Origin of the sequence: Sporobacter termitidis DSM 10068, assembly GCF_900130065.1 — a bacterium.
In the GTDB taxonomy this organism is placed as follows: domain Bacteria; phylum Bacillota; class Clostridia; order Oscillospirales; family Oscillospiraceae; genus Sporobacter; species Sporobacter termitidis.
In genome coordinates this window covers 89,931-104,379 of sequence record NZ_FQXV01000012.1, presented here as the reverse complement: position 1 = coordinate 104,379, position 14,449 = coordinate 89,931, and the positions used below count along the sequence as shown (strand labels likewise).

The window sequence follows — 14,449 nt, the reverse complement described above, 5'->3', positions numbered from 1 at the left end:
CCCTTATAAGGTATAGGGCTGTGCCCTATGACCCCTTTTTACGGGGCTGCCGCCCCGGACCCCGCTGGGGCTGTCGCCCCCAGACTTGCATCGCGCCCCGGCCGTAGGGGCGAACTGTGATCGCCTCCGCCTTTCAAGCCTCCGCCAGCCTGGCAAGCACGTCGGCCTGTGTCCCCTGGTCGGAATATTTTATGAAGTACGCGGTGTTACCCTTTACGGCGATATATTCCATATATCCAATGTACGCAATATCGAGGCCCGGCACGTCAACGCGCTTAAAACCGTAATTGCTCCGTGCGAACACGGCTTCATTCATCAGCATGGGGACAATGGCCGCCGCCAGCCTTTCACTGGGCAGCTCGTAAATGTCCTGGTACATCCAGACATATCCGCCGTTTCTATCGTTCGTCGAGACACACTCGTATGTATACCACTGGCCGGCAAGGAGCGAACGCCTTGTCTTTACATAGCTGGACGTGTCCGAGTAGAAAACCTGTGTGCGCTCGCCGTTCCATCCCAGGTCCTTCAGCAGCAGATACGGGCCGCCTGTCTCATATGGCATGTCATATTTCTCGTTTTGCGCCCATTGCACAACGGACAGCACAACGCCGGCGGCGCAGCAGGCCAGCAGGATGCCGCTGAGGATGCGGTGGGGGAGATGCCTTTTCGTTGGCGCGTGGTCAATCGGCGCGCCGCGCTTCAGCCGCCGGCGGAGCCGGGCGATGCATACCGCGCCGCGCAGCGCCGCATACAAAGACCAGAACGCCGCGAAGGCAAAGAGCGAAATAGATGCGGTATGCGTAAACCACGTCAGTTTAAACGCAGTCGCCAATCCCGCGAAAGCGCTTTCTACGCTGCTTCTGATGATTACCATGCGCAGGCTGAAGTAGAGCAGCAAAAATAAAATCGCCGGAATCCAGCTAAAGTAATACTGGCGGCGCAGCCCTTTCAGCGTGGCGGCCTGCTGCCTGGGGTCGGTATGAAGCTCCGGGATGTCGCTGCGCTCCGGCGCCGAGAAGACGTGTATCCAGACCCTGCCCGTCACATAACGCCAGCCGCATTCCTCGTAAAGCGCCCGCTGGTCCTCCGGCAGCTCGGTTTCACCGTTCGGCGTGTCGGGAGAACAGGGCTCCAGGCGGTAGCGCAGCTTCTCCGGCGCGGCCTTCCGGAACCGGCTTAAATACGCGCCCCGGTTTTCGAGCAGCCAGCCCCTCGCGGCCATGTCGGCGTACAGCTTTTCATTTTCTCCGATGGCATACTCGGCGGGATGGATGACGTATTTTCTGTTCATTCCAGCTCCTCCAATATCGCGCCGTCCCGGACCAGCAGCTTCAGCCGCGCGTATTCGTCCAATAACGCTTTCCCGCCGTTGTCGGTGATCGCGTATGTCTTTCGCCGGTCCTTTTCAGAGGCGAGCTTGATAAGCCCCTCTTTTTTCATCCGGGTCAGAACGCCGTAGAGCGTGCCCGGCCCCATCTCAAGGCGCCCGCCGGACAGCTCCCTGATGCGCAGTATCATGCCGTATCCGTGCCCCGGCTTCAAAAGGGCGAGGAGGATATAATACATGGCTTCCGTCATCGGCTGCTGCTCCGCCATAGATATGCCTCCATATTATTATGTCACGCGATATATCGCGTGACATAATAATACTGCCATGATCTGGAACAGTCAATAAAAATATCGGGGCGGATTTGCAGCCGCCCCGAGCGGGGTGCGCAGCGGCGCGGCACGGGAGCAATCCTCAGTCGGCTGCGCACTGTTAGCCTTCCCCCGGGGGAAGCCTTTAGATTGACGGATTCCTGAGCTAACCTTATAGCCATATTCGTGAATCGCCCCTACAGGGTGCGACGGTTAAACAGAAAATGGGCGCGGCCCTATACTATTTTAAGGTGGGTCAATTCAGATCGAGCATCGTCTCCCAGAACGTGTGGGGCTGCTCGCTGAGCTCCAGCCAGACGTGCTTGTGGAAGGTGTACTCCTCGAAGACGAGCATGGAGTTCTCCTTCGTCCAGCCGGACTCCTTGCAGCCGCCCCAGGGCGTTTCGGGGACGATTTTGAGATGCTGGTTGATCCAGGCGGTGCCCACCTCGAGACGGTCGATCAGCTTGAGGGCCTTCCTGTAATCCCGCGTCCAGATGGAGGCGCATAGGCCGTAGCGGCAGTCGTTGGCGAGATCCACGGCCTCGTCCGCCGTTTTGACCTTCATCACGCCCACGACGGGGGCGAAAATCTCCTCTTGCATCATCTCCTGCCTGTTGTCATAGACCTGGAAGATCGTGGGACAGACATACGCCCCGTCCCTCATGTCCGGCGTCTCAGGGCGCTCCCCGCCCAGCAGCAGCCTGCCGCCGGCCTTTTTCGCCGACGCGATGTAGCGCTCCGCCGTGTCGCGGCAGGCGTTGTACGCCAGGGGGCCCATCATCGTTTTCGGGTCCGTGGGGTCGCCGACGACGATCTTGCCTGCGGCCCGGACGAAGCGGCCGACAAATTCGTCGTAGATGCCCTCCTGGACGTAGAAGCGGCTGGGAGAGCCGCAGTTCTGGCCGGAATTGAAGAAAGCGCTGTACGCGGCCGTCTCCACGGCGGCGTCGATTTCGGCGTCGTCCAGGACGATCATGGCGTTTTTGCCGCCCAGCTCGCTGGCCACCGACTTGACCTGCCCGCTCGCCAGCTCCATGATGCGCTTGCCGGTGCGGGAATCTCCGGTGAAGCTGATTTTGTTGACGTCCCGGTGGGTGACGATCGCCTCGCCCACCTCCGGCCCCGGCCCGGTGACGATATTGATAACGCCCGCCGGGAAACCGGCCTCCACGGCGTATTCCGCAAGCTTCAAAACGGTGAGCGGCGCGCAGGAGGGCGGCTTTAACACGCACGTGTTGCCCGTGATGAGCGCCGGGGCCAGCTTGCTGACGGCGGTGACCAGCGGGAAGTTCCACGGCGTGATGAGCCCCACGACGCCGTAGGGCTCCCGCAGCGTCAGGATCCGGGCCGTCGGGTCGGCGGTGATGGTGGTGCCGGTGACGCTCCGGCCCATGCCGGCCATCAGCTCAAACTCGCCGATGGCGGCCGGAATATCGAAGTTGCTTGTCTTGCTCACCGGCCCGCCGTACTGGGCCGTCTCCATGGGGATGAGCTCCCCGGCGTGGGCGGCGACCAGGGCGCCCAGCTTGTAAAGCAGCGCGGCCCTGTCGCCCACGTAGGTATTCTTCCAGCTGTTTTTGGCCCGCTTTGCCGCCGCCACGGCGAGTGCCACGTCCTCGGCGGTGCATTTCGGCACGACGGCGACGGCCTTGTTGTTTGCGGGATTTATAATGTTCATGGTCCCGCCCTTTTGCGCCTTGACGAGTGCGCCGTCGATGAGATTGTAAAATTCCTGATTCAGAAAATCCATGGCTGCCCCTTTCAAACGGTATAGTCGACGGTGACCATCTTGAGCTCCGTGAATTCGGCAAGGCCCGCCATGCCGCCCTCCTTCCCGAGGCCGCTTTCCTTGACGGACGTGCCCCAGGACTGCTCGTTTGTGAGCGTCTGGCAGTTGATGAAGACGCTCCCGACCCGCAGGTCCTCGGAGAGCTTCAGGAGCCGCCTGATATCGCTGGACCACAGGTGCGCGCAGAGCCCGTAAGGAGAGTCGTTGGCCAGGGCGAGAATGTCGTCCTTGTCCGTGTATTTGATAACGACGGCCACAGGGCCGAAGACCTCTTCCTTGGCAATCGGCATGTCGTGGGTGACGCCGGAGACGATGGCGGGCATGACGAAAAAGCCTTTTTTGTGGCAGTCTGTTTTCTCCGCCTGATAGTAGAGCGCCGCGCCGCCCTCCAAAGCGCCTTTGATATAGCCCTCCACCTTCTCCTGGTGGGATTTGCTTACCACGGGGCCCATAAAGGTGGCCTCATCCGCCGGGTCGCCCACCGTGACGGTTCCGGCAAAGGCGGCCAGCTTCTCAAGAAAAGCGTCGTAAACCTTCTCGTGGACGTAGTACCGGCCCGGGCCGGAGCAGTGCTGCCCCGAGTTGTTGTACTGGCGGAAGCCCAGGACCTTGACGGCGGCGGTAAGGTCGGCGTCCGGCATGATGACGACGGGGTTGTTGCCGCCCAGCTCCATGACGCATTTTTTAACGGTGCCGCTGGCGTACCGGAGGACAGCCTTGCCCGTCTCGCTGCTGCCGGTGAAGCCGATGAGGTCCACGTCCGGATGGGAGGCCAGCGCTTTGCCCACGCTGTCGCCCGGGCCGGTGATCACGTTGATGACGCCTGCCGGGAGCCCCGACTTCTGGATGACCTCGGCGAATTTCAGATCGGTCATCGAATTGATGCTGGGCGGCTTGATGACGCAGGTGTTGCCCACGGCCAGAGCCATCGACGCTTTGACCGCCATCATAATGATCGGGAAGTTCCACGGGATGATGAGCGCCGCGACGCCGAAGGGCTCGCGCCTGAAGTACGAGGTCATCCCGCGCTCCATCGGAATATGGATGCCCAGGAGCGCTTGGGCCACGGAGGCGTTGTAGTCGAACTTCTCCGCCGCGCCCATAACGACGCCGAAGGCGTCGTTATACGGCGTGCCGTGCTCCAGCACCTCGCACATCGCCAGCTCCCGGGCGTTTTCCCGGATGGCCGCGGCGATCCTGTTCAGCATCGCCGAGCGCTCGGACTGCCTGAGTCCCGCCCAGGCCGGAAACGCGGCCCGGGCGGCCTGCACCGCCTTGTCCACGTCCCGCTCGTCCGCCAGCGGCACGCGGGCCAGTGCCTCCCCCGTCGCCGGATTGACGGTGACAAAGGTCCCGCCCGATTCGGCGTCCGTCCACGCGCCGCCGATCAGCATTTTATACTCCTGCATTGCGATTCCTCCAATCATGATTGTTGTAAAGCTTTGGCTTGCCTCAAGCATAGCAGGGCATCGATCGGGCGGCACGGTCGCGGCTTATTAAAACGGGCGGTGAATTTTCGTCACTTCCTACGAATGAACCCCCCGTTAAACCGCATTTAAAACATCGCTGCGGTATGGTATAACATGGTAAAATATTGTGAGACATTCCGGTTTGAGGAGGGGTATTATGTCAAACATCGATCCGCGCTGGGGGTCCTGGGCGGCGCCGCCCGAGCCGATTCCCCAGGAGAAGCTCACACAGCGCGAGGAGGCCGACGTTGTGGTGATCGGCGCGGGCATCGCCGGCGTTGCCTGTGCGCTGCGGGCGGCCCAGACGGGCGCCAGCGTGCTCGTACTGGAAAAGGGCGCCAGCTGGTCCGGCCGCGGCGGCAACATCGGCGTGGCCAACTCGGCGTTCATGCGCGGCGCGGGGTATGAAAACGACCTGGAAGCGGTCGCCCGGGAGTGGATCAAGCGCTGCGGCAACCGCTGCGACGAAAAGATCCTCTGGCTGTATCTCAACAACGGCGGGCGCGCCATGGACTGGCTCGTGGACATCCTCACACGGCCCGAATACGGCGCCCGCCCGGCCCTGCAGGGCAACGCGTACAAAGGGGAGACGTATCTCGAGATTCCCGGCTCCCACCGCTTTTTTGACGGCCCCATGGCGAAAAAGGGCGCCCGCGCCGGCGGCGCCGACGCCGTCTGCGCCATGTACAGCGAGGCGCTGAAGCTGGGCGCGCGCTTTTTCTTCAAGTGCCCCGCCGAGCAGCTCGTCAAGGAAAACGGTGCTATCATCGGCGCCATAGCCAAGGATGGGGAGGGGCACCTCCTCGCCCGGGCACGGCGGGGCGTCGTCCTGGCCACCGGCGACATCGGCGGCAACGACGCGATGTGCGAAGACCTCGCGCCCATTGCCAACCGCGTCGCCGCGAAAATATACGCCCCCAAGGGCGGCAACATGGGCGACGGCCACCGCATGGGCCTCTGGGCGGGCGGCGCCTTTGAGGACGCGCCGTTTCCCACCATCCTGCACCCCCAGGCGTATCATTACGCCAACTACTGCTTCCTCTTCGTCAAGCCCGACGGCACGCGCTTTATGAACGAGGACAACTACGTCCAGGGCAAGTCGGTGGCGATCTTAAGAGAGCGCATGACGTACGCCTGGTCCATTATCGACAGCGACTGGCCCGCCAAGGTGCCGCCCACGCTGCAATACGGCGGGGGCATGTTCTGGGGACAGGACTATGTTCTCGGCGAAAAGGACTTTGACGTGGAGGCGGAGAAGGCGCAGCTCCAGCGGGGCCTCGAGCGCGGCGTCGTCGTTTCAGCCGGCACGCCGGAGGCGCTGGCCGGTAAAATGGGCGTCCCGGCGGACACGTTCGCCGCGGTGTTTGAGCGGTATAATACAATGGCGCGGGCAGGGCAGGACCTGGATTTCGGCAAGCGCCGGGAGCTGATGGTCCCGCTGGATAAGCCGCCCTATTACGCCTTGAAATTCGGCCCCGCGCTCCTGGCCGTCGCCGGCGGGCTCCGGGTCGACACGGACATGCGCGTCTTGAACGAGGCGGGCGCGCCCGTCCCCGGCCTTTACGCCATCGGCAACGCCGCCGGCGGCCGCTACGGCGTGGACTATCCCATCCTCATCGCCGGCAACAGCCACGGCACCGCCCTCACGTTTGGGTATTTGCTGGGAGAGTCGCTGGGCGGGCGTGTATAACGAACGAGCTTGCAGCGAAGCGGACAACATGCCGCGCCGACAAAGCTCCCTCCTTCAGTCGCCTGCGGGCGACAGCTCCCTCGTCTGAGGGAGCCGGGGAAGGACGGGGATACACGACATGTAGGGGCCGCCGCCTTCGGCGGCCCGTTCCCCGGGGGCGGGTGATTCGTGAATATGGCCATAAAGTTAACTCAGAGCCCGTCAATCTAAAGGCTTCCCCTGGGGGAAGCTGTCGGCGGAGCCGACTGATGAGGGTCTGCCGCAGGCGGTTGAACTAAAAGCCGTATTTACGCGCCGCAAGCCGCCCTCATCCGTCACGGCTTCGCCGTACCACCTTCCCCCGGGGGAAGGCTACCAGTGCGCAGCAGCTTTGCTGAGCTAACCTAATAGCCATATTCGTGAATTGCCACTACATAAATTATAAGGCGGGGTTCCATGCCCACCACGCCGCCGCACGAAACGAAAAAGCTGTCATCCCGTTTCCGGAATGACAGCTTTCATTATGCAGACAGACCGCAAAATCTGCCGGGCTGCTTATACCGCTTCTTTTTGCGCCTGCCGGGCGTGGTAGTCGTCGATGGCGGCCTTGATACCCTCCTCGGCGAGGACGGAGCAGTGCATTTTCTGCGGGGGAAGGCCGTCCAGCGCCTCGGCGACGGCTTTGTTGGACAGCTCCAGCGCCTCCTCCACCGTTTTGCCCTTGACGAGCTCGGTGGCCATCGAGGACGTCGCGACGGCAGCGCCGCAGCCGAAGGTCTTGAACTTTGCGTCGGTTATGATGTTGTCTTCGATTTTCAGATATATCTTCATGATATCGCCGCAGACGGCGTTGCCGACCTGGCCGATGCCGTTGGCGTCCGGGAGCTCGCCCACATTGCGGGGATTCGAGAAATGATCCATCACCTTTTCGGAATACATACGTGACACCTCGTCTTAGAAATAAATGTTATTTGGCAGCAGCCGCGGCCGCGATGCCGGCCATCTTGTCTTCCCAGAGGGGGGACATGGCCCGCAGACGCTCAATGACCGGCGGGATTTTTTCCAGAAGATAATCGATATCCTCCTCCGTGTTGTCCTCGTTCAGGGACAGCCGCAGGGAGCCGTGGGCGATCTCGTGGGGGAGGCCGATGGCCATCAGCACGTGGGACGGGTCCAGCGACCCGGAGGAGCAGGCGGAGCCGGAGGAGCCGCAGATGCCGTTCTGGTCCAGGAGCAGCACCATCGACTCGCCCTCCACGCATTCGAAGACGAACGACGCGATACCGGGCAGCCGGTGCACCGGGTCGCCGGTCAGGCGCGTGTACGGAATCGCCGTCAGGCCCTTCACCAGTTTTTCCCGCATGGCGGCAAGGCGTTTCATGCTCTCGCCGAGGTTGGCCGTGGCCTCCTCGAGAGCGGCGCCCAGCCCGACGATGCCGGGCACGTTTTCGGTGCCGGAGCGCACGCCGCGCTCCTGCCCGCCGCCCTGGAGAAGCGCCGGCAGGCGCAGCCCTTTTTTCATGTAAAGCGCGCCGGTGCCCTTCGGGCCCTTGAATTTATGGCCGGACAGGGAGAGCAGGTCGACGTTCATCTCCGATACATTGACGGGGATGTGCCCCACCGCCTGCACGGCGTCCGTATGGAACAAAATGCCCTTCTCCTGCGCGATGGCGCCGATTTCAGCGATCGGCAGGATGGTCCCGATTTCGTTGTTGGCGGTCATGACCGTGATAAGTATCGTGTCCGGGCGAATGGCGGCGCGCAGGTCGTCGAGCGAGATGTTGCCGTACTGGTCCACCTTCAGGTAGGTGACCTCGTACCCCTGTTTTTCGAGATACTGGAGCGTATGCTGGACGGCGTGATGCTCGATTTCCGTGGAAATAATGTGCTTGCCCTTGTTTTTCCGGAGCTCGACGACGCCCTTGATGGCCCAGTTGTCCGATTCGGTGCCGCCCGACGTGAAGTAGACCTCCTCGGGCTTTGCCCCAATGGCCGCCGCGACCTTTGAACGCGCGTCCTCAACGGCGCGCTTCGCGGCCCTCCCGTAGGCGTAGACAGTGGAGGCGTTCCCCGGCTGGTCCGTCAGGAACGGCATCATTGCCTCAAGCGCGTGCTTCGACAGAAAGGTCGTCGCCGCGTTGTCCGCGTAAACAATTTTCGACATTGTAAATCACCCGACTCAATTCATATTATCTTAGTAGGATTAACAGGATTTTATCACAGCCAAAATGGGATTGCAACCATAAGTTTTCCCGCCCATCCGGCAGAGGCAAGGGCAGAGCCCGTGCCCTACATAGACGCAAACGCTATAGTTTACCGCACGCCGTAGGGCGGGACGACCCGGCCCGCCGTCGTTATTGGGGCATCTGCCGCCCGCCGTGTCAGACGATGGTGCCGCCGCCGAGGACGGTATCACCGTCGTAAAAAACAGCGGCCTGGCCGGAGGTGACGGCGCGCTGGGGCCGATCGAACACGACGGTCATCCGGCCGTTTTCGGGCGGATAGAGGGTGGCGGGCGTCTCCTTCTGGCTGTAGCGCGTTTTGACGGTGGCGCGCATGGGCGCCGGGATGCTTTCAACGGCGATGAGGTTGAGGTCCCCAACGGTCATGGCGGGGGAATAGAGCTCCTCCTCGTCGCCGACGACGACGGTGTTTGCGGCGAGGTCCTTGCCTATGACGTATTTCGGCCGGTCGGCGGCAAGGCCCAGGCCGCGGCGCTGGCCGATGGTGTAGTGGATGATCCCCTTGTGGGTGCCCAGCACCCGGCCGGCGCTGTCGGTGAAATTGCCGGGAACGCTTTTGTAGCCCAGCACGTTTTCGATAAAGGCCGCGTAGTCGCCGTCCGGCACGAAGCAGATGTCCTGGCTGTCCGGCTTTTTGGCGTTGATGAGCCCGCGTTCCGCCGCGATGGCGCGCACCGCGCCCTTCGTCAGGCCGCCGAGAGGGAAGAGCGTCCGGCTGAGCTGCTCCTGGGTGAGCGCGGCGAGGACGTACGTCTGGTCCTTGGAGGCGTCGGCTGATTTTTTCAGCAGCCAGCGGCCCGTATTTTCGTCCCGGGCCACCTGCGCGTAGTGCCCGGTGGCGATATGATCCACGCCCAAAAGCCGCGCGCGCTCCAACAGCTTGTCGAATTTGATGAACCTGTTGCAGTCGATGCACGGGTTCGGCGTCCGGCCCTGCAGATAGGCCTCGGCAAACCGGGCAATGACGTCCCGGTTGAACTCGTCCCCGAAGTTGAAGACAAAGTGGTCGATATTCAGGCGGTAGGCCACGCTGCGCGCGTCCTCCACGTCGCTGAGGGAACAGCAGGTTCTGGAGGACGGGTCCAGGCCGATATCGTCGTTTGAAAAAAGCTTGAGCGTGGCGCCGACGACGCGGCAGCCCTGCTCAAGGAGCAGGACAGCGGCCACGGAGCTGTCCACGCCGCCGCTCATGGCGATCATAACGCTTTGAGTCATCGATACGCTCCCGGTTCTCGGGCGGTGTATCGTCCGCCCGGCAGTAAGTCAGATGTGATATTCCGGCGCGGCCGGCGCTGAGGCGTTCTTCAGGCTTTCTTTTTTGGCCAGGTCCGCCAGCGTGATGTTGTCCACAACGCCGCTCACGGCCTCGTCGATCTGCTTCCAGACATCCAGGGTGACGCAGGTTTCGCAGTGGGGGCACTGGTTCGGCTCGTCGTCCATACAGGAGACCGGCACGAGGCTGCCCTCAATGAGCCGCAAAATCATGCCCACGGTGTATTCCTCCGGGGGTCGCGCGAGCTTATAGCCGCCCTGGGAGCCGCGAACGCTTTTGACGTATCCGGCCCGATTCAGGATGGAGATGATCTGCTCGAGGTACTTGCTCGAAATGTCCTGCCGCTCGGATATGCTCTTGATGGTGACATAATGATCGCCGCCGCTCTGCGCCAGGTCCAGCATCAGCCGGATGGCGTATCGGCCTCTCGTCGAGATCTTCATAATGCATCATCCTTTCGTATTTACCATTTTACAGTATGAATTATAGGAATTCAAGCCCCCACCCGCCCGCCCGATAAAGGTATAGGGCTTCGCCCTATGACCCATTGAAGGTATGGCGACGGGTCTGCGACCCGTGCCAAGGACGGGAACTGGTATCTTTGCTTTGAACATCGATATACGGTGGGAACTGGTATTTTTGCTTCGAACATCGATATACGGTAGGGCGGGGGCTTGCTCCCGCCGTTCTTGTCGACGCCGCAGATGGGTACCATGTCCGCAGCCCGCAGGACATAGTTTACCGCACCCCGTAGGGCGGGACGACCCGGCCCGCCGTCGATCTGCCCCCTTCGGCGGCCCGTTCCCCATGGTACGAACGGTGGGACGCAGAGGGCGGCGTCCCATTCCCCTGAGCCCTCTGCGCGAGGCCGCCGTCCCACGCTCCGCGTAGGGGCAGACCTTGACCTTGTGTCTGCCCTCCCCAATGCGCAGTGCAGCAATGTTACAGGGCTGAAGGGTATAGCGTGATATATCTATAAGATATATATCTGATAGATATATTGTAACTCTGGGCGGACGGGCGATTGATAATCGCCCCTACGGGGTGCGTCCGCGTATATTGCGGGGGCCCTTGGCACTTCGTTCGTTTCGGCGTTGTGCTGCGGGAAACGGAATGGCATAGGAGACATTCTCAAGGTGCAAAACCTTGCCGATGCCTGTAGGGGCGATTATCAATCGCCCGTCGTCCTGCTGCGATGGCGCGTCCGGCAAGGTTGGCGGTTGCGGCGCGAAATAGGATGCGGACGGCATGGATTGTCATCGTAGGGGCGAACTGTGTTCGCCCACTCCTGTCGGCGCGGCGGTGGCCCGTGGGCAGAGGGACGGGGAACGTGGATTCCCGCCTTCGCGGGAATGACAATACTTTGGGGCATCTCAAGATACTTTGGGCGTGCAGAGCGGGGGTTCATCCGGCATGAGGGGTAATAGCGGCGCAACGCAAAAGGAGGACGGCCATAAACCGTCCTCCAGATATGTCGTTATGTCGCTTATTCCGAAAACAGCGCCGTTGACAGGTAGCGCTCGCCGGTGTCGGGGAGGATGGCGACGATCGTCTTTCCCTTGTTTTCCGGGCGTTTGGCAAGCTCCGTGGCAGCCCAGGCGGCGGCGCCGGAGGAGATGCCGATGAGCAGGCCTTCCGTTTTGGAGAGCTCCCGGCCGGTGACGAAAGCGTCCTCGTTCTTGACGGGGATGATCTCGTCATAAACCTTTGTGTTCAGAACGTCGGGGACAAAGCCGGCGCCGATGCCCTGAATTTTGTGGGAGCCGGAGCGGCCCTCGGACAAAACGGGCGAATCGAAGGGCTCGACGGCGACGACCTTGACGTTCGGATTCTTGGATTTCAGGTATTCGCCGGCGCCGGTGATGGTGCCGCCGGTGCCGATACCGGCCACCAGGATGTCGACCTTGCCGTCCGTGTCCTCCCAGATTTCGGGACCCGTCGTCTCCTTGTGGACCTTCGGGTTGGCGGGGTTGACGAACTGGCCGGGGATGAACGAATGGGGGATTTCCTTCGCCAGCTCGTCAGCCTTGGCGATGGCGCCCTTCATGCCCTTGGCGCCCTCGGTGAGGACGAGCTCCGCGCCGTAGGCCTTCAGAAGGTTCCGGCGTTCAACGCTCATGGTCTCCGGCATGGTGAGGATGATCCTGTAGCCCCTGGCCGCGGCGACGGAAGCAAGTCCGATGCCCGTGTTGCCGCTGGTCGGCTCGATGATGACCGAGTCCGGCTTCAAAAGGCCCTGAGCCTCGGCGTCGTCGATCATCGCCTTGGCGATCCTGTCCTTGACGCTGCCGGCGGGGTTAAAGTACTCGAGCTTGCCGATGACGGTGGCGCCCAGACCGTGCTTTTTATTATAGTTGGTGAGCTCCAGGAGCGGCGTTTTGCCGATAAGGTCCGTCAGGCTTTTATAAACTTTAGACATTGAAAAGACCTCCAATTACAAAATATAATTCATATATGTTTGATATGTTATAGTCTATTCCCGCTATTGTGATTTGTCAAGGGGTTTTCGGAAATAATTTATAGTAATTTTATATGATTAATAAAACATTGACAAAAGCGCACATATTGAATAAGATTGATACAAAACCTAGAGGTAATATATGCAATAAGTTAACGTCATTCCGCCCGGAAGGGCGAGACTTACAGCAGTGAAACGGAGCGTTGATTTATGAGAATCTCAGCGAAGGGCCGCTATGCGCTGGCATCGACGATCAGCCTGGCGGAGGATTACGGCAAGGGCGAGTGTACGACGGTCTTGAGCATTTCTGAAAAACTCGGGATTTCTAAAATTTATCTGGAGCAGGTCTTCTCGCTGTTAAAGCGCGGGGGTATCGTCAACTCTGTCAAGGGTGCCCAGGGCGGATATCAGCTTGCCCGAATGCCCCGCGAGATCACCCTGTACGACATTCTGTCCGCCGTCGAGCTGACGCTGTTCGAGCCCAGCGAGGCCACCGTGCCGGACAGCGCGCCGGATATCGAAAAAGCCATGCAGACGGCTGTTTTCGAGAAGATCGAAGCGGCGCTCAAAAGCAGCATGCAGGCCGTCACGCTCTACGACCTCGTCCTCGAGGCGGAGAAGTACAAGTCGGACGACGCGCTGATGTTCTATATCTAATATTGTATAAGGCCGCCGGCAAAGGCGGCCGGAATTTGACGGGAAGCCTCCCGGACAGGGAGGTTTTTTCAGCATTGTTTTGTTCCATCCCATGGGAGGTTAAAAGGTTAAAATGGATATTCAGACCAAATGCATTCACGGAGACGGCGCCGCCTACGACACCACGGGCGCGGTGAGCGTGCCGATCTACCAGTCGGCCACCTTCGCGCATCCGGGCGTCGGGCGGTCGACGGGCTTTGACTATACCCGCGTCCAGAATCCGACGCGGGAGCACCTGGAAAAAACGGTCGCCGGGCTCGAAAACGGGGTGGACGCGATGGCGTTTGCCTCGGGCATGGCCGCCATCGGGACGCTGCTGGAGCTCTTTTCGCCGGGGGACCGCATCGTCGCCTCCGACGACCTGTACGGTGGGACGCACCGGTATTTTTACGGCATCTCCGTCAAAAACGGCCTGAGCTTCGACCTCGTCAACACGTCGAACCTGGACGAGATCAGAGCGGCCCTGACGCCCGAGACGAAGGCTGTCTTCGTCGAGACGCCGACGAACCCGATGATGCAGGTCAGCGACATCGCGGCCATCGCGGGCATATGCAGGGAAAAGGGCCTGCTGCTCATCGTGGACAACACGTTTTTGACGCCGTATTTCCAGCGGCCGATAGACCTCGGCGCCGATATTATTGTCCACAGCGGGACGAAATATTTAGGCGGCCACAACGACACGCTGGCGGGCTTCCTCGTGGCCGGCGGCAAGGAGGTCGCCGAGCGCCTGCGGTACATCTACAAGACGGTGGGGCCGTGCCTGGCGCCGTTCGACAGCTGGCTGATCCTCCGGGGGATCAAAACGCTGGCCATCCGGATGGAAAAGCAGCAGGAAACCGCGCTGCTTATAGCCCAATGGCTGACAAAGCAGAAAAAGATCAAGGCCGTGCACTACGTGGGGCTGCCGTCACATCCGCATTACGAAATTTCAAAGCGCCAGGCCTCGGGCTTCGGGGCGATGATCTCCTTCGAGGCGGCGGACGCGCCGACGGCGGTGCGGCTGCTGGAGCGGGTCCGGCTCATCCGGTACGCGGAGAGCCTGGGCGGCGTGGAGTCGCTCATCACCTATCCGCTGCTGCAGACGCACGCCGACGTGCCGGAGGAGCAGCGGCTTAAGATAGGCATTACCGACAGGCTGCTGCGCCTGTCCGTCGGCCTGGAATCCGCCGGCGACCTGATATCGGATTTAAGCGCGGCGTTGGGAGAATAAT

12 protein-coding genes are annotated in these 14,449 nt (G+C 61.2%); 3 read left to right on the top strand and 9 right to left on the bottom strand.

From position 1 onward, the window contains the following. Positions 1 to 133 precede the first annotated feature (133 nt). The 4 genes from BUB60_RS15410 to BUB60_RS15395 form a co-directional block, all read right to left on the bottom strand. Positions 134 to 1,291 carry a DUF2812 domain-containing protein gene (locus BUB60_RS15410; protein WP_073080864.1) on the bottom strand — a complete coding sequence of 386 codons (1,158 nt, stop codon included), beginning with the start codon at positions 1,289 to 1,291 and terminating at the stop codon, positions 134 to 136. After that, entirely contained in the window at positions 1,288 to 1,596 is a 309-nt protein-coding gene (locus BUB60_RS15405; RefSeq protein ID WP_073080862.1) for a PadR family transcriptional regulator, read from the bottom strand. The genes BUB60_RS15410 and BUB60_RS15405 overlap by 4 nt, the downstream gene beginning before the upstream one ends. Before the next feature lie 298 nt (positions 1,597 to 1,894). After that, positions 1,895 to 3,391 (bottom strand): aldehyde dehydrogenase family protein, encoded by a 1,497-nt coding sequence (locus tag BUB60_RS15400; RefSeq protein WP_073080860.1) that lies wholly within the window; start codon positions 3,389 to 3,391, stop codon positions 1,895 to 1,897. A gap of 11 nt (positions 3,392 to 3,402) precedes the next feature. Then, positions 3,403 to 4,839 (bottom strand): aldehyde dehydrogenase family protein, encoded by a 1,437-nt coding sequence (locus BUB60_RS15395; RefSeq protein WP_159435439.1) that lies wholly within the window; start codon positions 4,837 to 4,839, stop codon positions 3,403 to 3,405. A 217-nt stretch (positions 4,840 to 5,056) separates the two neighbouring features. Here BUB60_RS15395 and BUB60_RS15390 point away from each other — a divergent pair, with 217 nt between their 5' ends. Then, positions 5,057 to 6,589, top strand: coding sequence for an FAD-dependent oxidoreductase (locus BUB60_RS15390; protein WP_073080858.1), 1,533 nt, complete (start codon positions 5,057 to 5,059; stop codon positions 6,587 to 6,589). 534 nt (positions 6,590 to 7,123) lie between these two features. Here BUB60_RS15390 and nifU read toward each other — a convergent pair. From nifU to cysK, 5 genes are all read right to left on the bottom strand, one after another. Beyond that, on the bottom strand, positions 7,124 to 7,507 hold the full coding sequence (gene nifU, locus BUB60_RS15385; RefSeq protein WP_073080856.1) for a Fe-S cluster assembly scaffold protein NifU: 384 nt from the start codon (positions 7,505 to 7,507) through the stop codon (positions 7,124 to 7,126). Positions 7,508 to 7,535: 28 nt separating this feature from the next. Beyond that, positions 7,536 to 8,732 carry a cysteine desulfurase NifS gene (gene nifS / locus BUB60_RS15380; protein WP_073080854.1) on the bottom strand — a complete coding sequence of 399 codons (1,197 nt, stop codon included), beginning with the start codon at positions 8,730 to 8,732 and terminating at the stop codon, positions 7,536 to 7,538. Between the two features lie 217 nt (positions 8,733 to 8,949). Continuing rightward, complete coding sequence (mnmA, locus tag BUB60_RS15375) at positions 8,950 to 10,026, bottom strand: tRNA 2-thiouridine(34) synthase MnmA (RefSeq protein ID WP_073080852.1); 1,077 nt, start codon at positions 10,024 to 10,026, stop codon at positions 8,950 to 8,952. Positions 10,027 to 10,074: 48 nt separating this feature from the next. Further along, positions 10,075 to 10,527 (bottom strand): RrF2 family transcriptional regulator, encoded by a 453-nt coding sequence (locus BUB60_RS15370; RefSeq protein WP_073080850.1) that lies wholly within the window; start codon positions 10,525 to 10,527, stop codon positions 10,075 to 10,077. 1,043 nt (positions 10,528 to 11,570) lie between these two features. After that, entirely contained in the window at positions 11,571 to 12,503 is a 933-nt protein-coding gene (gene cysK, locus BUB60_RS15365; RefSeq protein WP_073080848.1) for a cysteine synthase A, read from the bottom strand. A 249-nt stretch (positions 12,504 to 12,752) separates the two neighbouring features. Here cysK and BUB60_RS15360 point away from each other — a divergent pair, with 249 nt between their 5' ends. Together BUB60_RS15360 and BUB60_RS15355 are read left to right on the top strand one after the other, a co-directional pair. After that, positions 12,753 to 13,199, top strand: coding sequence for an RrF2 family transcriptional regulator (locus BUB60_RS15360; RefSeq protein ID WP_073080847.1), 447 nt, complete (start codon positions 12,753 to 12,755; stop codon positions 13,197 to 13,199). A gap of 112 nt (positions 13,200 to 13,311) precedes the next feature. Continuing rightward, positions 13,312 to 14,448 carry a trans-sulfuration enzyme family protein gene (locus BUB60_RS15355; protein WP_073080846.1) on the top strand — a complete coding sequence of 379 codons (1,137 nt, stop codon included), beginning with the start codon at positions 13,312 to 13,314 and terminating at the stop codon, positions 14,446 to 14,448. Position 14,449: the final 1 nt, after the last annotated feature.